This window comes from Streptomyces sp. MZ04, from assembly GCF_004684775.1.
GTDB lineage: Bacteria > Actinomycetota > Actinomycetes > Streptomycetales > Streptomycetaceae > Streptomyces.
Genome location: NZ_SRIC01000102.1, coordinates 1 through 25,814, shown reverse-complemented (window position 1 = coordinate 25,814; position 25,814 = coordinate 1). Strand labels below are relative to the sequence as shown.

Annotated in this window: 22 protein-coding genes and 1 tRNA gene; 12 read left to right on the top strand and 11 right to left on the bottom strand. The window is 68.5% G+C overall.

Annotation, left to right across the window (positions count from 1 at the left end):
* Nucleotides 1-20: 20 nt before the first annotated feature.
* The gene (locus E2651_RS21585; protein WP_135332833.1) at nt 21-632 is read right to left on the bottom strand and encodes a TetR/AcrR family transcriptional regulator; all 612 of its coding nucleotides are present in this window, start codon (nt 630-632) and stop codon (nt 21-23) included.
* Nucleotides 633-773: 141 nt separating this feature from the next.
* Here E2651_RS21585 and E2651_RS21580 point away from each other — a divergent pair, with 141 nt between their 5' ends.
* From E2651_RS21580 to E2651_RS21565, 4 genes are all read left to right on the top strand, one after another.
* A complete protein-coding gene (locus E2651_RS21580; protein WP_245239061.1) occupies nt 774-2,147 on the top strand; it encodes a potassium transporter TrkG in 1,374 nt (457 codons plus the stop codon).
* On the top strand, nt 2,140-2,898 hold the full coding sequence (locus tag E2651_RS21575) for a TrkA family potassium uptake protein (RefSeq protein WP_135332832.1): 759 nt from the start codon (nt 2,140-2,142) through the stop codon (nt 2,896-2,898). Before E2651_RS21580 ends, E2651_RS21575 begins: the two co-directional genes overlap by 8 nt.
* Before the next feature lie 88 nt (nt 2,899-2,986).
* Nucleotides 2,987-3,988: a S8 family peptidase gene (locus E2651_RS21570; RefSeq protein ID WP_135332831.1), complete on the top strand. Its 1,002-nt coding sequence runs from the start codon at nt 2,987-2,989 to the stop codon at nt 3,986-3,988.
* A gap of 8 nt (nt 3,989-3,996) precedes the next feature.
* Nucleotides 3,997-5,211: a cation:proton antiporter gene (locus E2651_RS21565; protein WP_135332830.1), complete on the top strand. Its 1,215-nt coding sequence runs from the start codon at nt 3,997-3,999 to the stop codon at nt 5,209-5,211.
* A gap of 13 nt (nt 5,212-5,224) precedes the next feature.
* Here the strand turns inward: E2651_RS21565 and E2651_RS21560 are convergent, their stop codons facing one another.
* Nucleotides 5,225-5,458 (bottom strand): SHOCT domain-containing protein, encoded by a 234-nt coding sequence (locus E2651_RS21560; RefSeq protein WP_245239060.1) that lies wholly within the window; start codon nt 5,456-5,458, stop codon nt 5,225-5,227.
* 159 nt (nt 5,459-5,617) lie between these two features.
* On the opposite strand from E2651_RS21560, the gene E2651_RS21555 reads away from it, so the two are divergent.
* Together E2651_RS21555 and E2651_RS21550 are read left to right on the top strand one after the other, a co-directional pair.
* Nucleotides 5,618-6,958 (top strand): hypothetical protein, encoded by a 1,341-nt coding sequence (locus tag E2651_RS21555; protein WP_135332829.1) that lies wholly within the window; start codon nt 5,618-5,620, stop codon nt 6,956-6,958.
* Between the two features lie 131 nt (nt 6,959-7,089).
* Nucleotides 7,090-8,373 (top strand): serine hydrolase domain-containing protein, encoded by a 1,284-nt coding sequence (locus E2651_RS21550; protein ID WP_135332828.1) that lies wholly within the window; start codon nt 7,090-7,092, stop codon nt 8,371-8,373.
* 156 nt (nt 8,374-8,529) lie between these two features.
* On the opposite strand, the gene E2651_RS21540 is transcribed toward E2651_RS21550, so the two are convergent.
* Nucleotides 8,530-8,603, bottom strand: a tRNA-Gly gene (locus E2651_RS21540).
* A gap of 533 nt (nt 8,604-9,136) precedes the next feature.
* Here E2651_RS21540 and dcd point away from each other — a divergent pair.
* The 5 genes from dcd to E2651_RS21510 all read left to right on the top strand — a co-directional run bounded on the left by dcd (nt 9,137) and on the right by E2651_RS21510 (nt 12,065).
* Nucleotides 9,137-9,712 carry a dCTP deaminase gene (gene dcd / locus E2651_RS21530; protein WP_135332826.1) on the top strand — a complete coding sequence of 192 codons (576 nt, stop codon included), beginning with the start codon at nt 9,137-9,139 and terminating at the stop codon, nt 9,710-9,712.
* A gap of 32 nt (nt 9,713-9,744) precedes the next feature.
* The gene (locus tag E2651_RS21525; RefSeq protein WP_135332835.1) at nt 9,745-10,248 is read left to right on the top strand and encodes a phosphoribosyltransferase; all 504 of its coding nucleotides are present in this window, start codon (nt 9,745-9,747) and stop codon (nt 10,246-10,248) included.
* Nucleotides 10,249-10,518: 270 nt separating this feature from the next.
* Nucleotides 10,519-10,725, top strand: a complete 207-nt coding sequence (locus E2651_RS21520; protein WP_135332825.1) for a hypothetical protein — start codon at nt 10,519-10,521, stop codon at nt 10,723-10,725.
* Nucleotides 10,709-11,233 (top strand): DUF6879 family protein, encoded by a 525-nt coding sequence (locus tag E2651_RS21515; RefSeq protein WP_135332824.1) that lies wholly within the window; start codon nt 10,709-10,711, stop codon nt 11,231-11,233. Before E2651_RS21520 ends, E2651_RS21515 begins: the two co-directional genes overlap by 17 nt.
* On the top strand, nt 11,223-12,065 hold the full coding sequence (locus E2651_RS21510) for a helix-turn-helix transcriptional regulator (protein WP_135332823.1): 843 nt from the start codon (nt 11,223-11,225) through the stop codon (nt 12,063-12,065). The genes E2651_RS21515 and E2651_RS21510 overlap by 11 nt, the downstream gene beginning before the upstream one ends.
* A gap of 736 nt (nt 12,066-12,801) precedes the next feature.
* On the opposite strand, the gene E2651_RS21495 is transcribed toward E2651_RS21510, so the two are convergent.
* Complete coding sequence (locus E2651_RS21495; RefSeq protein ID WP_280922801.1) at nt 12,802-14,439, bottom strand: recombinase family protein; 1,638 nt, start codon at nt 14,437-14,439, stop codon at nt 12,802-12,804.
* 143 nt (nt 14,440-14,582) lie between these two features.
* On the opposite strand from E2651_RS21495, the gene rph reads away from it, so the two are divergent.
* Nucleotides 14,583-17,204, top strand: a complete 2,622-nt coding sequence (gene rph / locus E2651_RS21490; protein ID WP_135332820.1) for a rifamycin-inactivating phosphotransferase — start codon at nt 14,583-14,585, stop codon at nt 17,202-17,204.
* Nucleotides 17,205-17,267: 63 nt separating this feature from the next.
* Here the strand turns inward: rph and E2651_RS21485 are convergent, their stop codons facing one another.
* The 7 genes from E2651_RS21485 to E2651_RS21455 all read right to left on the bottom strand — a co-directional run.
* Complete coding sequence (locus E2651_RS21485; protein ID WP_135332819.1) at nt 17,268-18,011, bottom strand: VOC family protein; 744 nt, start codon at nt 18,009-18,011, stop codon at nt 17,268-17,270.
* 163 nt (nt 18,012-18,174) lie between these two features.
* Nucleotides 18,175-19,134, bottom strand: a complete 960-nt coding sequence (locus E2651_RS21480; protein WP_135332818.1) for a Yip1 family protein — start codon at nt 19,132-19,134, stop codon at nt 18,175-18,177.
* Nucleotides 19,135-19,282: 148 nt separating this feature from the next.
* Entirely contained in the window at nt 19,283-20,740 is a 1,458-nt protein-coding gene (locus E2651_RS21475) for an FG-GAP-like repeat-containing protein (protein ID WP_135332817.1), read from the bottom strand.
* 56 nt (nt 20,741-20,796) lie between these two features.
* Nucleotides 20,797-22,287, bottom strand: coding sequence for an FG-GAP-like repeat-containing protein (locus E2651_RS21470; RefSeq protein ID WP_135332816.1), 1,491 nt, complete (start codon nt 22,285-22,287; stop codon nt 20,797-20,799).
* Nucleotides 22,288-22,339: 52 nt separating this feature from the next.
* Entirely contained in the window at nt 22,340-23,725 is a 1,386-nt protein-coding gene (locus E2651_RS21465; protein WP_135332815.1) for an FG-GAP-like repeat-containing protein, read from the bottom strand.
* Between the two features lie 124 nt (nt 23,726-23,849).
* Entirely contained in the window at nt 23,850-25,268 is a 1,419-nt protein-coding gene (locus E2651_RS21460) for a VCBS repeat-containing protein (protein WP_135332814.1), read from the bottom strand.
* 151 nt (nt 25,269-25,419) lie between these two features.
* Nucleotides 25,420-25,814, bottom strand: a 395-nt coding sequence (locus E2651_RS21455) for a heterodisulfide reductase-related iron-sulfur binding cluster (RefSeq protein ID WP_245239058.1), incomplete at its 5' end; no start/stop codon positions are given.

The window sequence follows — 25,814 nt, the reverse complement described above, 5'->3', positions numbered from 1 at the left end:
GGTCAGGTGGCGGGGTCGGATCAGGCGGCCGGGGCGGCGCCCGCGCAGCGCAGCGCCGTGGCCGTGAGCTCGGTGAGGAGTTCGCCGGTGGCCTTCTCGTCCGGGGTGCCGAGCGGGTCGACGAGGACCTCGCCGATGGCGCCGGTGAGCGCGGCCGCGGTGATCTCCCCGTTCTGGGCGGGCAGTTGGCCGCCTGCCATGCCCTCGCGCACCACCTCGGCCCACAGCGCGCGGTAACGGCGGCGGAAGTCGAGGCGCTCGGCGCCGACCGCGGGTTCGGCGGGGGCGGCGAGCAGGGCGTAGGCCAGGCCGCGGTTCTCCAGGGCCCGGCGTGCGAACACCTCGACGCCGCGGACGAGGCGCTCGACCGGGTCACCAGGGCCGTGCAGCACCTCGCCGAGCACCTCCACCTCGCGTCCTGCGGCCCGCCGGAACACCTCGACGGCGAGCGCGGCCTTGGACGGGAAGTGCTGGTAGACCGAGCCGGCCGCGATCCCGGCCGAGTCGGCGACGGCGGTCACGGACGCCTGTGACCAGCCCACCTCGGCGACGACCGAGGTGGCGCAGGCGATCAGATGCTCCCGGGCGGCTTCGAGCCGACGGATCTCGGCAGGGGTCTTGCGGTAGGCCATGCAAGGAGTGAACCACCATTCAGATGTTCCCGCCAGAGGAGCAAAACAGGCAAACGCGTGCATAGGGTGATGGCTGGAGGTGGGCCCGTCAACGCCCTCGCCGCGATCAGTCCGTCCTGACCATGACCCGGAGGTGACCACGTGGCAGGACGCGCGGCGCGGATGCGTGAGTCGCTGTTCGCCGCCTATCCGGCACGCACGGTCGTCGCGGCGTTCGCCGTGGCGGTGCTCGCGGGCACGGCCCTGCTCGCGCTGCCCCTCGCCGCGTCGGACCACCGCGGGAGCGGCCTGATGACGTCGCTGTTCACCGCCACGTCGGCGGTGTGCGTGACGGGCCTCGCGGTCGTGGACACCGGCACGCACTGGAGCGGCTTCGGCGAGGGCGTGATCCTCGCGCTCGTCCAGATCGGCGGCTTCGGCATCATGACGATGGCGTCGATGCTCGCGCTGCTCGTCTCCGGCAGGCTGCGCCTGCGCATGCAGCTGACCGCCCAGGAGGAGACCAGGAGCCTGGGCATCGGGGACGTACGCCGCGTCCTTGTCGGTGTCGCCGTGTGCACGCTGGTCGTGGAGCTGGTGGTCGGCGCGATGCTCGCGCTGCGTTTCCGTTACGGGTACGGCATCGAGTTCGGTGAATCGGCGTACCTGGGCCTCTTCCACGCGGTGTCGGCCTTCAACAACGCGGGCTTCGGGCTGCGCCCAGACAACCTCGTCCGCTTCGCCCAGGACCCCTGGGTCACGCTGCCCATCGCCGCGGCCGTCATCCTCGGCGGCCTCGGCTTCCCCGTCCTGCTCGAACTGCTGCGCCACCGGCGCCGACGCCGCGCCACGGGCAGCCGCAACTGGACGCTGCACACCAAGCTGACGCTGCTCACCAGCTTCGTACTCCTCGCCGTGGGCACCCTCCTGACCTGCCTGATGGAGTGGACCAACGCCCGCACCCTCGGCGCGTACGGCATCGGAGACAAGCTCCTCAACGGCTTCTTCCACTCGGCGATGACCCGCACCGCGGGCTTCAACTCCCTGGACATCGGGGCGATGCACGCCTCCACGCTCCTGATGAGCTGCATGCTGATGTTCATCGGCGGCGGCAGCGCGGGCACGGCGGGCGGCATCAAGGTCACCACCTTCGCCGTGCTCGCCGCGGCGATCGCGGCGGAGGTGCGCGGCGAGCCCACCTCGGTCGTGATGCGGCGCGCGCTCTCCCCGAACGTCCTGCGGCAGGCGCTCACCGTCGCCCTGCTCGGCGTGGGCCTGGTGGTGACCGGCACCCTCGCCCTGCTCAGCGTCAGCAGGCTGCCTTTCGAGGCGGTCCTCTTCGAAGCCGTCTCCGCCTTCGCCACCGTGGGCCTGTCCACCGGCATCACCGCCGACTTCCCCGTCACGGGACAGCTGATCCTCGTCCTGCTCATGTTCATCGGGCGGCTCGGCCCCGTCACCCTCGTCTCGGCCCTCGCCCTGCGCGAGAGCACCCGCCACTACGAACTCCCCGAGGAGCGACCCGTCATTGGCTGACTACCTGCACGCCCTGCGCCGACTGGGGCGCAAGCGGCACACCGACCGTCACACCGACCTCCACGGCTCATCCGGCGCGGCCCGGCACGCGAGGGGTGGCGCGGACCAGCGCGTCGCCGTCATCGGCCTGGGACGCTTCGGCGAGTCCTTGGCGTACGAGCTGATGCGGCGCGGCCGGGACGTCCTGGGCGTCGACACCGACCCGCGCATCGTCCAGCGGCACAGCGAGGCGCTCACCCACGCCGTCGTCGCCGACTGCACCGATCCCGAGGCCCTGCGCCAGCTGGGCGTGCACGAGTTCACCAGCGCGGTCATCGGCATCGGCAGCGCCATCGAGGCCAGCATCCTGGTCACCTCCAACCTGCTGGACGCGAAGGTCCCCGACATCTGGGCCAAGGCCATCACCCGGCAGCACGGCCAGATCCTCGGACGGCTCGGCGTGCACCACGTCGTGCTGCCCGAGCACGAGATGGGCGAGCGCGTCGCCCATCTCGTCACCGGCGGCATGCTCGACTTCATCGAATTCGACGACGACTACGCCCTGGTCAAGACGGTCGCCCCCGAACAGGTCACCGGTCTGCCGCTCGGCCGCAGCCTGGTCCGCAGCACGTTCGGTGTCACGGTCGTCGGCATCAAGCGGCCCGGCGAGGACTTCACGTACGCGACGGCCGACACGGTCGTGGAGCGGGGCGACGTCATCGTCGTGACGGGCCGGATCGACGCGGTGGAGGTGTTCGCCACCCTCCCCTGACCGCATAAATCGCCCGCACGGTCCGCCCATACGCCCGCACGGTCCGCCCCCACATGCGGTACGCCGTCACCACCCCGACGCTCGGACCATGCGTACCCGTACACGACTTGCCGTCGCCCTCGCCGCCACCCTGCTGCTGTCCACCGCGTGCGGCAGCGACGACGACAGCGACGACGACAGCGAACCCGACCCGATGCGGGGCCGGCAGTGGGCGCTCGACGCGCTGAAGCTGCCCGGCGCATGGGACGAGACCAAGGGCGACGACACGGTCGTCGCGGTCGTCGACACCGGCGTCGACCTCGACCACCCCGACCTCAAGGGCCGCCTCGTCGACGGCCACGACTTCGTGGACGGCGACGACGAGCCCAAGGACATGAACGGCCACGGCACCCACGTCTCGGGCATCGCCGCCGCCCACACCGACAACGGAGTCGGCATCGCGGGCAGCGCCCCCGGCGCCAGGATCATGCCGGTGCGGGTGCTCGGCGCGGGCGGCACCGGGGACAACGCCCACATCACCAAGGGCATCGTCTGGGCCGCCGACCACGGCGCCGACGTCATCAACCTCTCCCTGGGCGAGAGCGGCCTGATGGCCCGTCTGCTCAAGGGCGGCGTCCTCAACAACGCCATCACGCACGCCCACGACAAGGGCGCGGTCGTGGTCGCGGCGGCGGGCAACGAGGGCACCGCGCTTCAGCCGTACAAGGTCGGCACACCCGTCCTGGTCGTCGGCGCCAGTGACCAGAACGGAAAGCCCGCGGACTTCTCCAACTTCGGTGCGCAGCAGGCGGTTTCGGCGCCCGGCGTCGGCATCCTCTCCACCCTGCCGACGTACAGGACGAAGGAGACCCTGAAGGACGACAGCGGCTACGGCGAACTGGACGGCACCTCCATGGCCGCCCCCTACGTCTCCGCCGTGGCGGCCCTCCTCCACCAGCGGGACCGCACCCCGGACCAGATCATGAAGGCCATCCGCGGCACGGCGAAGAACCCGGGCGGCCTCGCCGAGCTGGGCCTCGGCATCGTCGACGCCAAGGCCGCGGCCGCTGCCGCCGCCGCTGCCGCCGCTGCTGGCGCCGACAAGGACTGACCGCCGGCATGAACTATCCCGGAACCCTCATCCTGATCATGGCCGTCGCCGTCCTCGCGCCCCTCCTCGCGCACGGCGCGGGCCGCTGGGTCCGCATCCCCCTGGTCATCTTCGAGATCGTGCTCGGGATCCTCATCGGCCCCGACGTACTCGGCTGGGCCCATCAGGACGAGCTCATCGAGGTGCTCTCGGAGCTCGGCCTCTCCATGCTCATCTTCCTCGCCGGGTACGAGATCGAGTTCGCGGCCATCCGCGGCGACACCCTGCGCCGCTCCGTCCGGGCCTGGGGGTTCTCCCTCGCCCTGGGCCTCGGCATCGCCCTGGCACTGACCGGCCTCGACCTCTCCAAGAGCGTGGTCATCGGCACCGCGCTCACCAGCACCGCGCTGGGCACCGTCCTGCCGATCCTGCGCGACAGCGGCGATCTGCGCGGCCGCTTCGGCACCGTGATGATGGCCTTCGGCGCGGTCGGCGAGTTCGGGCCGATCATCGCCATGGCGGTGCTGCTCAGCGGCCGCGACCCCGGGGTGTCCACGGTGGTCCTCGCCGCCTTCGCGGTCATCACGGCGGCGGCGATCTACTGGGCCCTTCGTCCTCACCCGCCGTGGTTCGCCCGGATCATCCGTACGACACTGCACACCAGCGGCCAGTTCGCCGTCCGCTTCGTGATGCTGCTGCTCGTCTCGATGCTGGCCCTGTCGCACGCGTTCGGCCTCGACGTGCTGCTCGGCGCCTTCGCCGCGGGGCTGCTGACCCGGCTCGTCTTCCAGGGGGCCGCTCCCGAGAGCGGCGAGGAGGTACTCGGCAAGGTGGAGGCGATGGGCTTCGGCTTCCTCGTCCCGCTGTTCTTCATCGTCACCGGGATCAACTTCGACCTCGCGTCGCTGCTCGACGGCGGCCGCGCCCTCCTGCTGCTCCCGGTCTTCCTGCTGCTTTTCCTCGTCGTACGGGGCCTTCCGGCGTACGCACTGGCCCCGCGCGACCTGAACCCCTCCGACCGCAGGGCGCTGACCCTGTACTCCTCGACCTGTCTGCCGCTCGTGGTCGCGATCACCACGATCGGCCTGGACGAGAAGGTCCTCGGCAAGGGCGAGGCGGCGGCCCTGGTGGGGGCCGCCATGGTCTCCGTGCTGGTCTTCCCGCTGCTCGCGCTGAGGGTGCGGGCCAAGGCGGGCGAGGCCACGATGCCGGACGGGCCCGCGTCGGAGTCGGAGGCGTGGTGAGGCGGTCAGGCGCTCAGGCGAGCAGTTTCTCCTTGGCCGCCTGGAACTCGCCCTCGCTGAGGGCGCCCTTTTCCTTGAGTTCGGCGAGCTTGGCCAGCTCGTCGACGTGGCTCGCCTTGCCGCCGCCGCCTTCAGCGCTGCCGGCTGCCTTGCGTACGTAGTCCTTGAAGGCCGCTTCCGACGCCTGGGCCTGCTGGACGTCTCTTCGGCCCATGCCCTTGCCGCGGGCAATGATGTAGACGAGCACTCAGGAAGACGTCGAGGAGAGGGTAATCATCCATTCTTGAAGTCTGCCGCTGATGCCCCTTTACGTCCTGTTGGCGGCTTCTCTGCATGGCGGACCACCCGACGGTGCCTTTATCTGGACCTGTCCCATCCGGATCACCGGCGAGCGAGGACAGGCGCCATGGATGATGCTGCCGACGCGGCCGACGACGGCACTCCGTCCGACGCTCTGTCCACAACCGAACGGGCCGAACTCGCCGAACTGCGCACCAGGGTCGCCGCGATGGAGGCCCGTGCGGCCCTTGCCGCGAAGGGCAGGAAACACCGCACCCGGTCGTTCTTCGCCGGCGTACTCATCACGGTCGCGGCCCTGCTCGCACCGCTCGGCGCCGTCGCCGTATGGGCGAGCGGCATCGTCGGGGACACGGACCGCTACGTGGCGACCGTCGCCCCCTTGGCCTCGGACCCCGACGTACAGGCCGGTGTGACCAAACAGGTGACGGACGCGGTGATGGAGCGGGTGGATGTGAAGCTGCTCCTCCAACAGGTCGCCCCGGCCGACCGCCCCCGCCTCGAAGCCGCGCTCGGCAGGCTGGAAGGGCCCCTCACCAGCGGCCTGCGCGGCCTCGTCGAGTCGGTGACCGCCCGCTTCGTCACCAGCGACGCCTTCGGCACCCTGTGGACGGAACTCAACCGGCGGGTCCACCAGACGGTGGACGAAGCCCTCACCGGCAGCGGTGACGGCGCGGTGAAGCTGAAGGGCGACAAGGTCACCGTCGATCTGGCGCCCGTCGTGGAACAGGTCAAGCACCGCCTGGTCGACAGCGGACTGACCGTCGCGTCGAGGATCCCGGAGGTGCACACCGACTTCACGGTCATGACCTCCGACCAGATCGGCAAGGCGAAGACCGGCTTCCGCCTCCTGCAGCTGATGGGCGCCTGGCTCCCGGTCATCGCGGTGCTCCTGGCGGCCGGCGGCGTACTGCTCGCCGTCCGCAGGCGCCGGGCACTGATCACCGCGGCCCTGGCCGTCGCCGTGGCGGTCGGCATCCTGGGCATCGGCCTCTCCGTCTTCCGTGCGTTCTATCTGGACGCCGTGCCGGCCTCGATCAGCCCAGCGGCCGCGGGCTCGGTCTACGACGCCCTCACCGGCTTCCTGCGCACCACCGTCCGCACCACCGTCACCCTCGGCGCGCTGGTCGCCCTGGGCGCCTGGCTCAGCGGCCCCGGCAGATGGGCGGTGAAGGCGCGCGGCATGTGGCGCGCGGGAATCGGCGCCGTGCGCGGAGCGGCCGGCGTACCGACAGGCCCCGTCGGACCGTGGGTCCACGACCACAAGACCTGGCTGAACTGGGCGGTACTCCTCCTCACGGCCCTCGCCTTCGCCCTGTGGGACCACCCGACGGGCATGGTCACCTTCTGGCTGGCCCTGGGCCTGCTGGCGCTGCTGGCGGTAATCGAGTTCCTCGATTCCCTCGAAGCCGACGCATCAGCCCGGGCAAAGACCCCCCAGCCGAGCTGACCGCCAGGGCACCTGGCGGTCCGATTGAGTGGACTCGCGGGGACGTGTACGGCAGGAGAACCTCCCACCGGACTCCGGATGGTGCCGTTGGCGTTGCACCCTCAGCCCCGATCCGGAAGAAGCGCCCCGACATGCGACGTACTCACTCCAGACGTCTGTTCGCAGCTGCGCTGCTGGTGGCGTCCGTACTGGCCCCGATGGCGGCGACCCCGGCCACCCCCGCGACCGCGGTCAACCTCGCGGGCGTCGCCGTGCACGACAAGACCGCGGGCGTCGCCGTGCACGACAAGACCGCGGGCGTCGCCGTGCACGACAAGACCGCCGTGCACGACAAGAACGACTGCCCGCGGGAAGACCGCCTCGGCCGCGGCCTGACCACTCGCCTGGACAAGGCCATCGCGGGCGCCCGCCGGGAGGCCGGCATCCCCGGTGTCGCCGTCGGACTGTGGATGCCGGGCAAGGGCTGCTACGTCCGCGCGACCGGGATCGCCGACAAGGCCACCCGCCGGCCGATGAGCACGGACTTCTACTCACGGATCGGCAGCGAGACCAAGACCTTCACGGTCACAGCGCTGCTCGAGCTCGTCGACGACGGCCGGATCCGCCTCGACGACCCGATCTCCCGCTACATCCACGGCGTGCCGAACGGCCGCAGGATCACGCTGCGCCAACTCGCCGGGATGCGCAGCGGCCTGTACCCGTACACGGATGACAAGGGCTTCGTGCACGACCTGCTGAGCGACCCGAGCCGCTCGTTCACCCCGCGGCAGGTGTTGAAGTACGGCTTCAAGCACCACAACACCTTCAAGCCGGGCACGAAGTTCCAGTACTCCAACAGCAACTTGGTCCTCCTCGGCCTGGTGATCGAGAAGGTGACCGGCCAACGCGTCGCCGACGTCATCCACGAGCGGGTGCTCCGCCCGGCCCACCTCGACCACACGCTGTTCCCCGACGGCCCCGAGTTCCCCGAGCCGCACGCGCGTGGTTACACGAACCAGACGCTGAGCGGCAAGGTCACGGACGCCACGAACTGGAACCCGAGTTGGGGCTGGACGGCCGGGGCGATGATCTCGAACATGCACGACCTGCGCTGCTGGGCCAAGGTCGTAGCCACCGGCACACTGCTCACCCCGGAGACCCAGAAGCAACGCCTCAAGATGCTGCCGACCGGCCACCCCGGTACGAACTACGGCCTCGGCATCTTCTCGAGCGGCGGCTGGATCGGCCACAACGGCTCGATCCCGGGCTACGAGAGCGTGACGGTCTACCTCCCCTCGAAGAAGGCGACGTTGGTGGTGCTGATCAACACCGACATCACCCACGAAGGCCAGGAGCCGTCCTCACTGGTGGCCCGAGCAATCACCGAGATCGTGACCCCGAACAACGTCTACGACCGTCCGCTCCCCCTGCGCTAGCAGCCGGCGGGTGACGGGAATCGACGATCGAGCGGGTCGTACACCAATGTCTTCGCTGCCAGCAGGCCAGAATGAAGCCCTGTCCACGGCTGATTCGTCACCATGCAGCCATTGGACAACAAACAACCCCCAGGCTGACAACCTGGGGGTTCTCTATGGAGCGGGTGACGAGAATCGAACTCGCACTCTCAGCTTGGGAAGCTGATGTTCTACCACTAAACTACACCCGCGAAAGACGCCGCCTGAGACGGTGTCGTAACGTCGCACACTCTACCTCATGCCAGGCCCCGGGTGCTTTTCCCCGGGGCCTGGGTGTCGTTCGGGGCGTGGATGGCGCTGCGGGGCACGGGAGTTGGGGCGTACCGTGGGGGACCGGAGTGCCGCCTGGAGGGGCGCCCCTTTCGTCCCGTAATGTGTCCCTTCGTCGTCAGCCCGCGTACGTGCACCGTACGTGCACTGTGCGAGGGCTGCGAGCTCAACTACGGCTTTGGGGAAGGGACTCGAGGACTTGATGGAGCGCACCGTCGTCCGTTGTGCCGAAGGGCACGTGTTCAGCACCGCTTCGTTCCCGATGCAGAAGGCCGACCGGCTCGGGCCCGGCCGTCTCATCCGGTGTCCACAATGTGCCCGGCTGCGGCATGCCGTGCCGGTCACGGCGCAGAAGCGGTAGCGGGGCGCGACGTAACGGTCGCGGTCGGCAGCAGGAACGCGCGCGGGTCCGTCCGATTGGGGCGGGCCCGCGCGCTCTGCGTATCCTCGGTGCGTGCTTCTCTCAGACAAGGACATCCGGGCCGAGATCGACGCCGGACGGGTACGGATCGATCCGTACGACGAATCCATGGTGCAGCCCTCGAGCATCGATGTGCGGCTCGACCGCTACTTCCGGGTGTTCGAGAACCACCGGTACCCCCACATCGACCCCTCCGTCGAGCAGGCCGATCTGACGCGGCTCGTGGAGCCCGAGGGCGACGAGCCGTTCATCCTGCACCCGGGGGAGTTCGTGCTCGCCTCGACGTATGAGGTCATCAGCCTGCCTGACGACCTCGCGAGCCGGTTGGAGGGCAAGTCCAGCCTGGGACGCCTCGGGCTCGTCACGCACTCCACCGCCGGGTTCATCGACCCGGGGTTCAGCGGGCACGTGACCCTGGAGCTGTCGAACCTCGCGACGCTGCCGATCAAGCTCTGGCCCGGCATGAAGATCGGGCAGCTGTGCCTGTTCCGGCTGACCTCGCCCGCCGAGTCGCCCTACGGGTCGGAGCGGTACGGGTCGCGTTATCAGGGGCAGCGCGGGCCCACCGCGTCCCGCTCCTTCCTCAATTTCCATCGGACCCAGGTGTGACATCCAGCATGAGTGACGGCATGAGTGACGGCATGAGTGACGTGCGCGAGAACCTTACGTACGAGAAGTTCGGCGGCGCCGTGCGCGAGCTCGCGCAGACCATCGCCGACGACGGGTACGAGCCCGACATCATCCTGAGCATCGCCCGCGGTGGAGTTTTCGTCGCCGGCGGCCTGGCGTACGCGCTGGACTGCAAGAACATCCACCTGGTGAACGTCGAGTTCTACACGGGCGTTGGTCAGACTCTTGAAATGCCGGTCATGCTGGCCCCCGTCCCGAATGCGATCGACTTCTCGAACAAGAAGGTCCTGATCGCCGACGACGTCGCCGACACCGGCAAGACGCTCAAGCTCGTGCACGACTTCTGCCTCGACGCGGTGGCCGAGGTCCGGTCGGCCGTCATTTACGAGAAGTCGCATTCGCTCGTGAAGTGCGAATACGTGTGGAAGCGCACCGATGAGTCAGTCTGGATTAATTTCCCCTGGTCGGTTGAGCCTCCCATCACCCGGAAGCACACCACGGTGTTGGACGCGTAGTAGCAGGTCAGGGCCGAGGGACCACCATCTTGGTGGTCCCTCTTGCTATGTCCTGAACCGGGAGGGCAGGTGCGTCCTAGGACCACGCCCCACTCAGGATGCCCCCGCCCTCTGCGTAGGGCGGGGGTCCGGGAAGCCTCGGGGTACCCACGCTGCTCTCGTCTTTATGCGATGACGCGAATATTGGTGCTGCCGCATAGACGCTGCTCACGGCCCCCTCGTACGGTCGAGACAACGCCCCAACGGGGGCCAGTCGAAGGGGAGTCCGGCATGGCACGCGAGGAACTGACGCGACTGACAGGCAACGGCAACGGCGAGTGTGGCAAGGACGACTGTCCCAACGTCTACCGGACCGCCTCAGGCTCATTCGTCGTCCAGGGCGATATCTCCCGAGCCTTCACGGCGCCCAACGGTGAGGGCCTGGTCGAGATCCCCGAAGAGACGCTGAGGGAGGCTTTCCGTGCTCTTGGCTGGTGAGCAGTGGGCAGCACGATTCGAGGGCTTCAGGCGGGAAGCGTGGCGACTGGAGACCCTGCCGCAGTACCTCATGCCGCAGGAAGAAGAAGAGTTCTCAGCGTTCCGTGCGGGCGTCCGTATCGACCCTGACGCGGTTGAGAACGAGTACACCGAACGGCTACGCCGACAATCCGCAGAGGGCCGCACCCAGGGACGCGTTCACGTGGTCACTCGACCGCTGTCCGACTACCTCAGGTTCGAGTTCCATCACTATTACAAGGCTCATGCCTTGGCCGGTGAAGATATCCGCATTCTCGATGCGACCGGCAGGCCCAACCCCCTTGAAGGGGCACAGGACTTCTGGATGTTCGACCGTGCCGAAGTGGTGCTCATGAACTACCACCCGGACGGCAGGCAGATCAGCCGTGAAGTGCACGACGGAGACACGGCACCGTTCATCGAATACCAGCGGATCGCGGTAGCTGAGTCGGTTCCCTTTGAGGAGTACGTGAAGGGTCTTGAGCTTTGAGCCTGAGGAGCTAGGCCAGTCAAGGTCAGACCTAGCAACAGCCTTGAAAGATCAGCGCAAGCGGGCCGGTTGGACTCAAATCCGGCTCTCTAAGCGCTGCAACATGTCACAAACAAAGATCAGCAACATTGAGAGCGGGAAGCTCACACCCGCCATTGTTGACGTTGAGCTAATCCTTGAAGCACTCGGTGCAGAGGGCCCCCTTGCGATCGAGATACTGACCCTTGCCCGATCGGCGAACACCGAATGGCAAGACCACTGGGCATCCCGTCGTCGTGGCTTGGACAAGAAGCAGAACGAACTAGCGAGGCTCGAAGCAGTCTCGACAGAGTTCCGGTACTTCCTGCTGTCCATGATTACCGGCCTACTCGCCACACCCGAGTACGTGCGTGCCAGCATTGCCGACGTACCTGGCGACCAGTCCAAGACCATTGCGAAGAAGCTTGAGCGGCAGAGCGTCCTATTCGACCCCGAGAAGTCGTTCACCTTCCTACTCACAGAACAAGCTGTCAGGTGGCCCCTCCTGCCACCCCTGGCAATGGCTATGCAACTTGACCGGTTAGCTTCTGTTTCCCGTATCCCGAACGTACGCCTAGGCGTAATCCCTCTAACCGGTCACGTGCCTGAAAGGCCACTCAACACCTTCACTCTGTATGACCGGCGGCTAGCCACCGTTGAAACCGGCACAGGCGCGCTCATCCTGCGTGACCACAGAGATGTGACCGCGTATCGACAAGACTTCGAGAGGTACGAGCAGTACGCCGTGTTCGGAGATGGCTGCCGAGAACTCTTGTCCGAGTGGTCCGAGATCTTTACCCGACAACGCGAATAAGAATAGGCCCCCGTCATCCACAGGACGACACTAAATGGGTGTTCAGGACGGATGGCGGGGAGGCCACATCGTGACTCAGAAACAGCAAACCTACAGCGGACTCAAGGAGCTCCCCCCGGAGCCCCGTGCAGTACCCGGCTGTAGACGTTGCCGGGGGCTCTGCAACCACCGAGAGAATCTCAGGTCTGTCGGGAACTTCAGCGGCGTGACTGACACGAACGTGGGACTCCGGCAGCACCACCAAGACGAACACAGGTGAGGCCCGTGGACATCGAAATGCAAAAATGGCGAGACAGTCTCAGGACAGCGGCTGACGCCAGTAATGCGCTTCGAGATGCGCTCGCCGCCCTAGGCCTCCCCCAAGAAGTCTGCGACGGCATCCGACCCATGGTGGGCCGCCCCCAGGGGCACGCATACGTCGCACTGCCCGCGCTTAAAGCCGAGCACGTTCAGCGGATAGCGGAGGCCGTGCGTATCTCGCCGTCAGTCCGTTCGTGAAGGCTGTCCGGTGCGTGCGATGCCGCAGTGTTCACGTGATCCTGTCACGCCATTTAGAGCGTGTGGTGATTATCACGGGCCCTTGGGATTGCTGGGTAGGAGGGTTCTCGGGGTCGGATCCGAGCGCAACCCTGTATCCTTATTTTCAGTGCGGACATGAGAAAACCCCCGCCAGGAGGCGGGGGTACTCTTATTCACTTCAATTGAAACCGTCAGTGGATCCCCAGAGGGGGACGGCTTAGATGCCGTCGTACTCCATGTGCTTCTCTCTCTTTAGCTCTTGCCATTCCTGGTGTGTAGCCACCATGTCCTGAATGGTCTTCCTGAAGGTTTTATGCACGGCTTGGTCGTATTCCTTGGAGTCGTACTCCGTACCTTCAGTACTCGCGATTTCTGTGGGTGCTACCAGGACGAACAAGGGCCCATCCATCTCCTTCAGGCCTACTGAGATGAGCCGGAAGCCAGAGCGGTGAAGGAACGGCCCTCTGTCATCCCACGACGGCATGCGCTCCCACTTTTGCCGGTAGGTCTCGCCGGTCCCATGTTCGGCCCAGTGGCCAGGCTTGTACGGTTCTGCTTCGAGCTTGGTCAATAGGTCTTGGTTCTCTTCCATGGACTCCGTGAGGGAGGTGAGAACCGCAGGGTTGGATGCAGCCTTGATTGCCGTCATGAGGTTTTCATGGGCGAGCTTCAGCTCTTTGATCTGCTTCCTGTTGTCGATTCCAGGAACCCATGTCCTGGTCATGACTTCCTTGTCCCCAATCCTGTGCAGGAACCCGGATTCAAGTTCCTGCAACAAGAGGTCCTTAGGCCAGGAGGCCTGGTAGCGGCAGGCCTCGCCCTTAACGGTGCGAGAGCCACACCGGTAGTAGTAACTGGTTCGGGTCCCGATCACCTCACCATTTCGGACCTGCTTGTTAGTCCGCTTGTCTGGGTACTGCTTGACCCCACACGGGCACAGGAAGGGGCCAGACGTGGGGTCACTGTTTCCGCGAATGCCGCTACGGCTACTGCTGAGCTTTTCCAACACCGTTTGCAGTTGGTCAAACTCCTGGTCGGTGAGAATTGGTTCAGCCCACCTGACGGGTTGCCCTTTTCGAAGCAGTGGTGCGCCCTTGTGCATCGCCACACCTTTAAGGGTTGGTTTCCGAAGGATGGCCCCCAGGGAACTTGTCTGCCACTTGGACCCACGGACCTTAGCCTTAGAGTTCGCCTTCTTCTCTGTGGCATTGACGTTCCGCTGATGATCCTTGGGTGTCAGAATGCCCCGCTGGTTCCAATCGCGTACGACCTTTCCCATCGACCAGCCTTCGAGGACGAGTCTTTCGTAGGCTTGTCGAACCAGCTTTGAAGTAACTGGGTCGAGGAACAGCTTGTACCTCAATTTCCCGTCGTCCTGCTCCACCGGAACGGGACGGTACCCGAACGGCCAAGCGCCCCCGCCCCAGAGATCGGAGTTTCGGAATGAGGCGGTCTGGTTCTTCCTCTTGTTGGAAATGGTCTCCCGGAACTTCTGTGCCTGGGATGCCTTGACGTAAGCGATAAGGCGTCCGTCGGAAGTGTGGATATCCAACGACGGGTCATCTAGGCAGATGATTTCCTTACCAGCTTCATGGCATTTCTGTGCGAACTGTTCCCAATGCCATTGGTCTCGGGTGATCCGGTCGAGAGCAGTGAGCATGACTGCATCCCACTCATTCCAGAGTGGTTCCCTCATCCACTTACCCAGAGACTTCCGGTCGGCCAGGTTGATCGAGCCGGACACCGTGGCATCAACCACGTCCCCCACCACAGGGCAACCCGTGCCAGCAAGCGCAGCGTCCTGGTCGTCGTTCTGCCGGTCCAGTGACGAGCTGGATTCGGTGTCGCGGCTGATCCGGCGAACGTTCCCGTGGAGTGTCGAGCCGCCTGTGATCCGCCGCGAGGGTCAGGTGCTCGACGCCTGAGGCTCGACGCCTGAGACTCGACGCCTGAGTGCTGCCCCGGCCGTCTGAGAGCCGTCTGAGAGGTGTCGCGTTGATGATCGGGCCGTATGTGCTGGGTCTTGAAGAGGTTGACGCGACACAGGGCGGCGTCGTCGGCGGCAAGGGTGCGAACCTGGGTGCGCTGTCGCGGATCGACGGCATTCGCGTGCCGGGTGGTTTTTGTGTGACGACGGATGCGTTTCGGCTGGTCATGGCGGATGCGCATGCGGAGGCGGCGGCGTCGATCGTCGGTGATCGGGTCGAGCGGCTGTCGCGGTTGGACCCGGACGACAGGGAAGGCATCCGCGGGCTCAGTGCCGAGATTCGCCGGGCCATCGAAGGGGTTGCCGTTCCTGGCGATCTCGCGGCGGCGGTCACCGGCGCGCTCGTCCGGCTCGGTGAGCAGGGTGCCTACGCCGTCCGGTCCAGCGCGACGGCGGAGGATCTGCCGACGGCCTCCTTCGCCGGGCAGCAGGACACGTATCTGAATGTCGTGGGGTCGGCGGAGATCCTCCGGCACATCAGCCGGTGCTGGGCCTCGCTGTTCACCGAGCGTGCCGTGACGTACCGCTTGCGGAACGGCATCGACCACCGTGCGGTCCACATGGCCGTGGTCGTGCAGCGGATGGTCCCTGCGGATGCGGCGGGCGTCCTCTTCACGGCCGATCCCGTCACGGGCAACCGGAAGGTCGCCACCGTGGACGCCGGCCTCGGCCTCGGCGAGGCTCTGGTCTCCGGCCTGGTGAACCCGGACGTCTTCAAGGTGCGTGACGGCGAAGTCGTAGCCAAGACGATCGGCTCGCAGGGGCAGGGGCAGGGGCAGGGGCAGGGGCAGCCTGCGCTGACTGATGCGCAGGTGCTGCGGCTCGTGCGGCTCGGGCGGACGATCGAAGCGCGCTTCGGGCGCCCGCAGGACATCGAATGGTGCCTGGTCGGCGATGACTTCCAGATCGTGCAGAGTCGGCCGATCACTACGTTGTTTCCCGTCCCCGAGGCCGGTGACCAGGAGAATCACGTCTACGTATCCGTCGGCCATCAGCAGATGATGACCGACCCCATGAAGCCCCTCGGGTTTTCCATGTGGCAGCTGACGGCCATGGTGCCGATGCACGAGGCCGCCGGGAGGCTGTTCGTCGACGTCACCCGGCGCCTGGCATCGCCCGCGAGCCGCGCCGCCCTCCTGGACGTCATGGGGAGAGGCGATCCGCTGGTCAGGGACGCTCTGGAGACCGTCATCGACCGCGGGGATTTCGTCCCGGCGCTTGCGGACGTGGGTCCCGGTGGGCCGCCCAATGGCGCGTCCGAGCCGGTCGAGGCCGATCCCGCCATCGTCACCGAGCTGATCGAGCGCAGCCAGGCGTCCATCGCCGCCCTGGAGCGCGACATCCGGACGAAGACCGGACCTGCGCTGTTCGACTTCCTCCTCGAGGCCTTCGAGGAGCACAAGAGAGTTCTGAGTGATCCGCTGAACCTTCAGGCGATCATGGCGGGGATGGAGGCCACGTGGTGGCTCAACGACAAGCTGCGGGAGTGGCTGGGCGAGAAGAACGCCGCTGACACGCTCACGCTCTCCGCCCCCGACAACATCACCTCGGAGATGGGCCTCGCGCTGCTCGACGTCGCGGACGTGATCCGCCCGCGCGCGCAGGTGGTGGCGTTTCTGGAGGGTCTCGAGTACGTCGAGTACGTCGAGTACGTCGAGGACGCGGGGTTCGGCGAGGGGTTCCTGGACGAGTTGGCGGAGCTCCCGGGCGGGGCCGAAGCGCGCGACGCCATCGAGGCGTACCTCGACCGGTACGGCATGCGCTGCGTCGGCGAGATCGACATCACGAGGCCACGCTGGCGCGAGCGCCCCACCACGCTCGTACCCGTCATCCTCGACAACGTCAGGAACTTCCAACCGGGCGCCGCCGAGCGGCGGTTCGAGCACGGGCGGCAGAAGGCGCGGCAGAAGGAACAGGATGTGCTGTCGCGGTTGCGTGGGCTGCCGGACGGGGACCGGAAGGCCGACGCGACCAAGCGGATGATCGACCAGGTCAGGGCCTTTGCCGGGTACCGGGAGTACCCGAAGTACGGCATCGTCAGCCGCTCCTTCCTCTACAAGCGGGCCCTGCTGGGGGAGGCCGAGCGCCTCGTGCGGGCCGGCGTGCTTGCTGAGAGGGACGACGTCTTCTATCTCACGTTCCAGGAACTCCATGACGTCGTGCGCTCGCATCAGGGCCAGGTGGATGACCGGACCGGGATCGTCCAGGAGCGCAAGGACGCCTTCCGGTCGTACGCCGCGCTCACACCGCCCCGGGTGCTCACCTCGGACGGTGAGGCCGTCACCGGGGCGTACCGGCGCGACGACGTGCCGGCCGGCGCCCTGGTCGGCCTGCCGGTTTCCGCCGGGACCGTCGAGGGACGGGCCCGCGTCATCCTCGACATGGCGCAGGCCGATCTCGAAGCGGGCGACATCCTGGTCACGACCTACACGGACCCCAGCTGGTCGCCGCTGTTCGTCGGAATCGCGGGCCTGGTGACGGAGGTGGGCGGCCTGATGACCCATGGCGCGGTGATCGCCCGCGAGTACGGCCTGCCGGCCGTCGTGGGCGTGGAGCGGGCCACCCGTCTCATCCGGGACGGGCAGCGGATCCGCGTGCACGGAGCCGACGGGTACGTCGAGATCCTGCCCTGAGCGACCACACCGCACCGCACCGCACCGCACCGCACCGCACCGCACTGCACCGTGCCCGAGGCCTCAGCCCGGAGCGAGTACGTCGAACTCGTTGCCCTCCGGGTCGACGAGGCAGGTCCACGACACGTCGTCGCCCTGGCCCAGGTCGATGTCGCTGGCGCCGAGCGTTCGCAGCCGGGCCACATCCGCCGCCTGATCGTCGCCGCGGTAGGGCCGGAGGTCGAGGTGGACGCGGTTCTTCACGGTCTTGGCGTCGGGCGTGCGGACGAGCTTGAGATACGGGCCGACGCCCTTGGCGGAGCGCAGCATCGCGTGATCGTCGGTGACCTCGTGCAGGGTCCAGTCCAGCGCCTCGTCCCAGAAGCGGGCCATGGCCCGCGGATCGGCGCAGTCGGCGACGACCGCGCCGATCGGCCCGGTGTCGCCGAAGATCTCCCGAGGCTCGGCCACGCAGAACTCGTTGCCGTCCGGGTCGGCGAGGACCGTCCACGGGACGTCGCCCTGGCCCACGTCGACGGGCGTCGCGCCGAGAGCCTGGAGGCGTGCGACCAGCTCCGCCTGGTGGGCCGCGGAGGTGGTGGCGAGGTCGACGTGCACACGGTTCTTCACCGTCTTGGGTTCCGGGACCGTGATGACGTCGATGCAGACGGCGGAGGGGTCGGGATAGGAGAAGCCCTTGGGTTCGAGGTTGGTCACCACGCCGGGTACCTCGACGGCGCTGCCCCAGTCGAGTGCCTCCGCCCAGAACCGGCCGGGCGCGGCGTCGTCCCCGGCGTTCATCGCGATCTGAACAAGTCGCATCGTCATGCCCGCGATCTTATGCACGTGATCCTTTGGGCGTGATCCTTTGGGCGTGATCCTTTGCGCGCGGCCCGGCAGCGGCATACGCACGCGGAAGGGCCCCGGCGGACGCTCGTCCGCCGGGGCCCTTACGCACGCTCGTATCGGTACTGGCGCGCTCGTATCCGTACTAGAACGTGCCCAGCTTCACGATCGCCAGGATCGCGAGGAGCTGGATCGACGCCGCGCCCAGCGCCTTCGGCCACGGCAGGTCGTGCGACTTGCTCACCATCGTCGTGAGCAGCGCGCCCGCCGCGACCCAGGTCACCCAGCCGAGCAGCTGCACGAAGGGCTGGCCGCCGCCGAGGAACATCGCGACCACCACGCGGGGCGCGTCCGTGATCGACATGATCAGCATGGAGAGGCCGACCGTCGGCTGCCAGGCGCCGTCGCCGCCGAGCTGGCGGGCGAGGGTGTGCGTGACCACGCCGAGCACGAAGGTGCTGATCGTGATCGCGACGCCGGTCGTCAGGACGAACGGGACGGCCGACGAGAGCGTGGAGTTGATCGCGTCCTCGCGGGCGGCGTCGAAGCCGAAGATCGCAAGGAGGCCGTAGACGAACGTGACGATGAGGGCGGGGGCCCACATCGCGTAGTCCCGCATCTGGAGGAAGGTCGGGCCCGGCCGCAGCACGATGCCGCGCAGCAGGTCCTTCCAGTGCAGCCGGGGGCCCATCGGCGGGGCGCTCGCCTGGCCCGCGCGGTAGGTGTCGCCCTGGGTGTAGGGGTCATCGCCTATGGAGAAGGCCTGGGTGTGACCCGGGTTGTTCGCGGCGTACGGGTCGTAGCCGCCCTGTCCCCCTTGTCCGCCGTGAGCGGGGTCACCCGGTCCGCCGAAGTACTCCGGCTCCCCGTGATTGCCGCCCGCCTGCGGCCACTGCTGCCCGCCATGCCCGCCGTGCCCGCCGTGGCCCTGGCCGTAGGGCTGACGCCCGTACTGCTGAGGGCCCGGAGGCGCCTGCGGATAGCCGTACGGCGGCTGCTGGCCCTGGGGGGCCTGCTGCCCGTACGGCTCCTGCCGCGGTCGTTGTTGCGGTCGCGCTTGCGGGGCGCGGTTGTCCCGGCCGCGTCCGATCCTGAATCCAGCCACGAATCGAACGTACCTGGTCTGAAGGGGCCGGGGCGTCCCTCCCCGGGAGGAGAGAGGGTTTGCCGCCGACCTGTGACAACCCTTAGGGGGACCCTGAGGGGTTTACCCCAGGGTCCCCGGTGTCGCGGGTGACCGCCTACCTCACCGGCTACTTCCCGAGCACCGCTCCGTACGCCAGCGGGTCGGAAGAGGCGGGCAGGCCAAGGGAGTTCGGGGTGACGACCGAGCCGCCCGCCTTGGCGCCGGGCAGATCCCAGACGCCGCCCGCCGAGGAGTTCTCGCCGGGCGCGGCGACGGACAGGTCCGGGACACCGTCCCCGTTGTGATCGCCGAAGCCGAGCGCCCCGCCGAAGCGGTCGCCCGCCTCCGCCGCGCCCAGGATGCCGGGCGTGTTCTGCTGGAACGCGACCGTTCCCTGGTTCGCCGCGCCCGCCGGGTCGAGCAGGCCCATCTCGCCGCCCTTCAGGACGGTGACGCTGCCCGCCTTCGCCGCGCTGCCGATGGCCTCGCCGGGGGCGCCCGCGATCAGGTCGTCGTGGCCGTCGGCGTCGATGTCCGCCACGGCGAGCGCGTCGCCGAAGCCGTCACCGGTCTCGGCGACGCCGGGCATGCCCGCGGTGTCCTGGTTGAACGTCTGCTGCTCCCAGCCGAAGCTGCCGTTGGCGTCGCCGAAGCGGATGTGGATGCCGCCGCCCTTGGTGAGCTCCTCCGGGCCGCACGGGTCGTCGATGTTCTCGTCGGCGATCTCGCGGCAGTTGCCGACGGCGAGGTCGTCGAAGCCGTCGCCGTTGAAGTCGCCGGAGGCGAGGGCGTTCGCGGCGCCGTTGGAGTTGTTCCAGAAGTTGCCCATGGAGCTCTCGTCCTTGTTCCAGCCGTAGAGGCGGAGGTGGGACTGGGTGTAGGGCTGGTTCTGCGTGTAGTAGCCGAGGGCGAGGTCGGGGAGCGAGTCGTTGTTGAAGTCGCCGGTCGTCATGACGGGGGCGCGGCCGCCCATGCGGTCGGCCATGACGGTGCTGGTGCCGGCGGTGAGCGGGTTGAAGTTGGCGACGACCTTGTCCTTGCCGCCGATCGCCAGGTCGACGTCCGTGTCGCCGGTGAAGTCGGCGGCGACCAGGGCGTTTCCGTACGCGTCGTTCGACGCGGCGCCACGGGCGGCGGTGCCCGCCTCGGAGAAGCCGTCGCCCGCGCCGTACAGGACGGTGACCGAGCCGGCGTCGGCCTTGGCGTCTATGTCCTCGCCGGGAGCGCCGATGACAAGGTCGGCGTACTCGTCGTCGTCGATGTACGCGGAGGTGACCGCGGCCCCGAACCGGTCACCGGCCTCCGGGGTGCCGGGCACCTCGACGGTGGCCTGCGTGATGCGCCGTACGCCGTGCGGGCCGGGCCCGTATTCGCCGCCGAAGACGACGCTGACGTACCCGGCCTTGGCGTCCCCGCCGACGCTGCCGCTGGGCACGCCGACGGCGAGGTCCGCGTAGCCGTCGCCGTTGAAGTCGCTTGCGATACGGGCGGGTTCGTCGGCGACGGAGGCGGCCGCGAAGGGAAGGGTGAGGCCGGTGGCGGCAAGGGCGGTGGCCGCGGCCAGGGCGAGTGTGCGTGTGTGCACGAGGGGCTCCAACTCGTCGGAAGGTGTGGGGAGTTCAGGTGAGGGCGGGATTGCTCCTACCGAGCGAGCACCGCCCCGTACTCACTCGCCCCGGCGATCCCCAGCTTCCCCGGAGTCACGGAAACCACCGCCGGGTTGGGGCCGTCCTTGGGGGTGGGCGCGTACCAGACGCCGCCCGATGCCGTGTCCTCGCCGGGAGCGCCGACGGCCACGTCCGGGTACGCGTCCCCGTTGAAGTCACCGGCGGCGACCTGCGCGCCGAGCCGGTCACCAGCCTCGGCCGTGCCCGCGACGCCCGCGGAGTTCTGGCTGTAGGCGGGGCCCACCAGGGCCTTGCCCGTGCCGGCCGAGGCGAGGATCCAGTACGTGCCCGCGCTCGCCGCGCTGCCCACTGCCTCCGCGTCGCCGCCGACGACCAACTCGTCGATCCCGTCCCGGTCCAGGTTGGCCGCCGCCAGCGTGACGCCGAAGTTGTCCCCGGACTCCGGGCTGCCGCCGACCTCGGGCGAGCCCTGAGTGGTGCAGGCGGCCCCGCCGCCGAGCGCGGCGCCCTGCTTGCCGTACACGGTGAGGACCGCGCCGCCGAGCCGGTCCTCGCAATGCGTGCTGTCCGCCTCCGGGTTCGGCGTTACGCCGCCGAGCGCGAGGTCGGCCGTGCCGTCCCCGTCGAAGTCGCCCGCGGCGACCGAGGTGCCGTAGTCGCCGGTGCTCCAGAAGTCCCGCCACTCGCCGGACGCCTTGCCGAGGACGTGCGTGCCGGAGATCTCCATGCCCTTGTACGTCACCGCGAGGTCGTCCTTGCCGTCCCCGTCGAAGTCGCCGGAGGCGTAGGCGCGCGGCCCGCCGAACTGGTGGTGTTCGACCATGGCGGGCGAGGTGTTCGTCGCCGACGTGATGGGCCCGGGGCGCATCATCGTCGAGGTGCCCTCCTCGCCGACGATGGGGAACACGAGGTCCTGCGTGCCGTCGCCGTCGTAGTCGCCGGTGCTGAGCGCGCCGCCGATCCTGGAGTCCTCGGCACCGCCCTTGGCGGCCGTGATGCCGCCCTTGGCGAAGCCGCCCGCGGAGCCCCAGATCACGGAGATGGTGCCCACGTCGGGGGTGTCGTCGATGGCCTCGCCGGGCGCCGAGGCGATCAGGTCGCTGTAGCCGTCGCCGTTCAGATCGGCGGAGTGGACGGCCGTGCCGAACCGGTCGCCGCCCTCCACCGTGCCGGGGACGCCGGCCGTGCCCTGGCCGACGTTCACCGAGCCGTGCTTGCCGAGGCCGGAGGCGCCGCCCCACACCACATTCACGTATCCGGCCTTGGTCTTGCCGCCGACCGTCGCGCCGGGCACGCCGACCGCCAGGTCCACGTAACCGTCGCCGTTGTAGTCGGCCCTGAGCTTCGACGGCTCGGCGGCGGACGCGGCGGACGCGGCGGACGCGGCGGACGCGCCGCCCGCCGTCAGGCCCGCGACGCCGAGCACGGTGGCGGCGCAGAGCGCGCCCGCCGCCAGGATCTTGTTCCGCGCGGGTCTGCGCGTGTGGTCAGCCGTTGAGCCCACTGGGATGTCTCCAACTCACGTATAAGAAAGAGCAGTCGGGAAGGTTCGAAAATCAGCGCAGCGTCCGGCCGAAGCCCGCGCCCGCCGTGCCGACCCCGAAGTCAGAGCCGTTGAAGGAAGCCGCGTACGACGAGGTCAGGCCCGTCGCCGTGCCGCGCAGCGCCCACACCGCGCCGACGTCCCGCGTCGTGCCGATGTCCTCGCCGGTCGCGCCGGTGGCCAGGTCCGCCTTGCCGTTCTTGTTGATGTCCTTGAGGCGTACGGATGTACCGAAGCCGTCGCCCGCCTCGCCGACGCCGGGCACGCCCGCGCTCTCCTGGTGCCAGGACTGCCCCGAAGTGAAGGCGCCCGCCGAGGACTTGAGGAGGGTGACGCTGCCGCTCGCGGACACGTTGCCGATCGTCTCGCCGGGCGCACCCACCGCGAGGTCGGGCAGTCCGTCGCCGGTGACGTCGCCCGCGGAGACGGAGGCGCCGAAGCCGTCGCCCGCCTCGTCGGTACCGGGGACGCCCTCGCTGTCCTGGTCGTACGTCACGGGTGCGCCGAACGCACGGTCACCACCGAGCCGCACAGTCACCGAACCACCCTCCCCTGCACGGGAGTTGCCGGTGATCAGGTCGTCGTAACCATCGCCGTTGACATCACCGGCGGTGGCCGCGTCGCGCGTCGCCGTCGGGTCGTCGCCCTCGCCGAGGACCTCGGCCTGGTAGCCGTAGTCGCCGAAGCCGCCGTTCATGTGCGCGGTGTAGGCGCCGCCGTCCGCGCGCTCGCCGTACAGGACGAGGCCGCTGCCGTCCTTGACCTTGAACTTGCCCGCGATCATGCCGTCGAGGCGGGCGCCCTCGGGGATGAAGTCGACCTCCAGGCCGTATACGCGGCCGTTCTCGCCCGCGCCGGAGTAGTACCACCAGTTGTCGCCGCTGATCACGCTCAGCTGGGGCGAGCCGTCGCCGTCGAAGTCGGTCCAGACGGTGGCCTCGCCGTAGCGTCCCGCGGTGTCGTCGGGGGAGTTCAGGACCCTGCCTCCCGAGGTGAAGCCGCCCTGGCCGCCCCACAGGACGGTGACGGAGCCGGAGGGCTTGCCTTCCACCTTCTCGCCGGGGGCGCCGACGATCAGGTCGGCGTAGCCGTCGCCGTTCACGTCACCGCTGGTGATGTTCTCGCCGAACTCGTCCTCGGGCTCGGTGACTCCGGGCACCTGGATCGAGTTCTGGGTGAGGGTGACCGCGCGGTTCGCGGCGACACCGGAGGCCGAACCGAACGTCACCGTCACGGAGTTGCTGCCCGGCGTGCCGATCGCGAGGTCGCGGTAGCCGTCGCCGTTGTAGTCGTCCTTGAGCGTGGAAGCGGCGCTCGCCGTCCCGGCGAGCGGCAGGCTCAGGCCGGCGGCGGCGAGGGCCGCGGCACTCGCGGCGATGGCCAGGTTTCGTACGCGCACGTGGGACTCCCGGGAGTGGGGCGATACTTCCGGGGGTGTGACCTGTAAGGCGTACGAATGGTTGTGCGACGGAGGAGGGAAGGTGGCGTGGAGATGAACCAGAGATCGCGCCCCGAAGGAACCCCTACGAACCGTCCCCCATGCCAAGGAACTCCTGTGTGGAGAAGGTGAGTCGAGGCTTACGCGCCACAAGATCCCCCTTCACCCCGGGATAAATCCCCACAGCATCCGCCGCATCCCCCCGAGCGGTCCGCAGAACAAGATCACCGCGCCCGTCCCCGTCGAAGTCCGCGATGCCGAGCACCTGCGTGGTGCCCTTGGCAGAGGGAATGACAGTCGCCGACGCGTTGGCGTCGAGCCCCGTGGCGCGCCCCCGGAAGACGCGAACCTCCCCCACGCCACCGCCGCTCCCGCTGCCGCCCTCACTCATGACGAGCTCACTCAGCCCGTCACCGTCGAGATCACCCGCGTCCACGGAAACCCGCCGCGCCTCCAGCGAGGCCCGCCCCGTGCCCGGCACGTCATAGCGCAGAGCCACGCCCCTCGGCCCCGCGACGGCCGCGTCCGTCGCCGCCGTGCCCTTGCCGAACCGCCCGAACGCGACGTCCGTACCGGCGGGGAAGAGCACCCCGGTCTCGGCGGGACCCTTCGGGCCGCCCAGGACGAGGGCGCTGGTGGCGGCGCCCGACGCGTCGGCGGCCTTGCGGACGAGAAGGTCGTCGTAGCCGTCACGGTCCACATCGGTGGCCTCGCCGGTGACGAGGTCGTTGCCGGGCGCGGCCAGCGGCTTGCCCGCGGCGCGCGCGGCGCCGGTCCGCTTGAACGGGCCGCGCAGGAAGGTGAGCCGGGCGCCGCTCGCGTGCAGTACGAGGTCGCTCGCGCCGTCCCCGTCGAAGTCGCCGCAGACCGGCTGGTCGGGCCAGTCGTTGCCGAACCGGGCCTGCGCGGGCACCTTCACCTTCACGGCCTTGCCGGTCAGACCCTTGGGCGAGCCGAAGAGGATCTGCAGCGGCACGGGCGGCTGGCCCTGGCCGTTGTAGGGCGGGTCGGTGGAGACCAGCAGATCGGTGAACCCGTCCTTGTCGAGGTCGCAGGAGGCCTCCGACTCGAACGCGGCGGGCAGCTCGCCCTTGGTCCGCGCCCCGTTGGCCTTCGCGCTCAGCAACTGCCGTGCGCCGGGCCGCAGTCCGCCGCGCGACCCGTAGACGACACCGATGCCCGGGTCGTCGCCGTGGCCGCGGTGCACGAGATCATCGAGTACGAGATCGGGGGCGCCGTCACCGTTGAAGTCGTCGTCGACCTTGCTGCCGTCGCCCTTGGGGACCGGCAGCGGCGCGGACGCCTTGCCCTGGTCGGCCATGCCGACCGGGCGGTGCTTCGTGGCCGCGTCATCGTCGTCGCCGCCGCAGCCCGCGAGCAGCAGGGCGCAGCCGAGCGTGGCCGCGGTCAGCCGTATCCGGGTGCGGCGTGCACGGCGTATGCCGCGTGTGCCGTGTACGCCGCCGGGTCTGCCGCTGCTTCTGTCGCTCCGTATGCCCACCATCAACCCTGACCTCGACCGCCCCTTGAGACAACAACCTGCACATGATGCTCCCGTTCCGCCAGGACGCAACAGGCCGGTCCCGCCTGCAAGGGCGGAACCGGCCTGAAGTACGGGCGGTGGTACTTACTTCACCAGGCTTACTGCACCAGGCTTACTTCACCGGCTCGGGCTCCGGCTCGTCCGCGGTCTTGGCCTCACCGGCCGGAGGCGGCTCCTCGGCGGTGGTCTTGACGGACTCGAGGAGCAGTTGGGCGACGTCGACGACCTGGATGGATTCCTTGGCCTTGCCGTCGTTTTTCTTGCCGTTGACGGAGTCGGTCAGCATGACGAGGCAGAACGGGCAGGCGGTGGAGACGATGTCGGGGTTCAGGGAGAGGGCCTCGTCGACACGCTCATCGTTGATGCGCTTGCCGATGCGCTCTTCCATCCACATGCGGGCGCCGCCGGCGCCGCAGCAGAAGCCGCGTTCCTTGTGGCGGTGCATTTCCTCGTTGCGCAGGCCGGGGACCTTGCCGATGATCTCGCGCGGGGGTGTGTAGATCTTGT

What these genes read in the sequence shown, in the direction of transcription:
- E2651_RS21585 (WP_135332833.1), bottom strand. Translation starts at nt 632, where the DNA reads ATGGCCTACCGCAAGACCCCTGCCGAGATCCGTCGGCTCGAAGCCGCC.
- E2651_RS21570 (WP_135332831.1), top strand. Translation starts at nt 2,987, where the DNA reads ATGCGTACCCGTACACGACTTGCCGTCGCCCTCGCCGCCACCCTGCTG.
- E2651_RS21565 (WP_135332830.1), top strand. Translation starts at nt 3,997, where the DNA reads ATGAACTATCCCGGAACCCTCATCCTGATCATGGCCGTCGCCGTCCTC.
- E2651_RS21555 (WP_135332829.1), top strand. Translation starts at nt 5,618, where the DNA reads ATGGATGATGCTGCCGACGCGGCCGACGACGGCACTCCGTCCGACGCT.
- E2651_RS21550 (WP_135332828.1), top strand. Translation starts at nt 7,090, where the DNA reads ATGCGACGTACTCACTCCAGACGTCTGTTCGCAGCTGCGCTGCTGGTG.
- E2651_RS21525 (WP_135332835.1), top strand. Translation starts at nt 9,745, where the DNA reads ATGAGTGACGTGCGCGAGAACCTTACGTACGAGAAGTTCGGCGGCGCC.
- E2651_RS21520 (WP_135332825.1), top strand. Translation starts at nt 10,519, where the DNA reads ATGGCACGCGAGGAACTGACGCGACTGACAGGCAACGGCAACGGCGAG.
- rph (WP_135332820.1), top strand. Translation starts at nt 14,583, where the DNA reads ATGATCGGGCCGTATGTGCTGGGTCTTGAAGAGGTTGACGCGACACAG.
- E2651_RS21485 (WP_135332819.1), bottom strand. Translation starts at nt 18,011, where the DNA reads ATGACGATGCGACTTGTTCAGATCGCGATGAACGCCGGGGACGACGCC.
- E2651_RS21460 (WP_135332814.1), bottom strand. Translation starts at nt 25,268, where the DNA reads ATGGTGGGCATACGGAGCGACAGAAGCAGCGGCAGACCCGGCGGCGTA.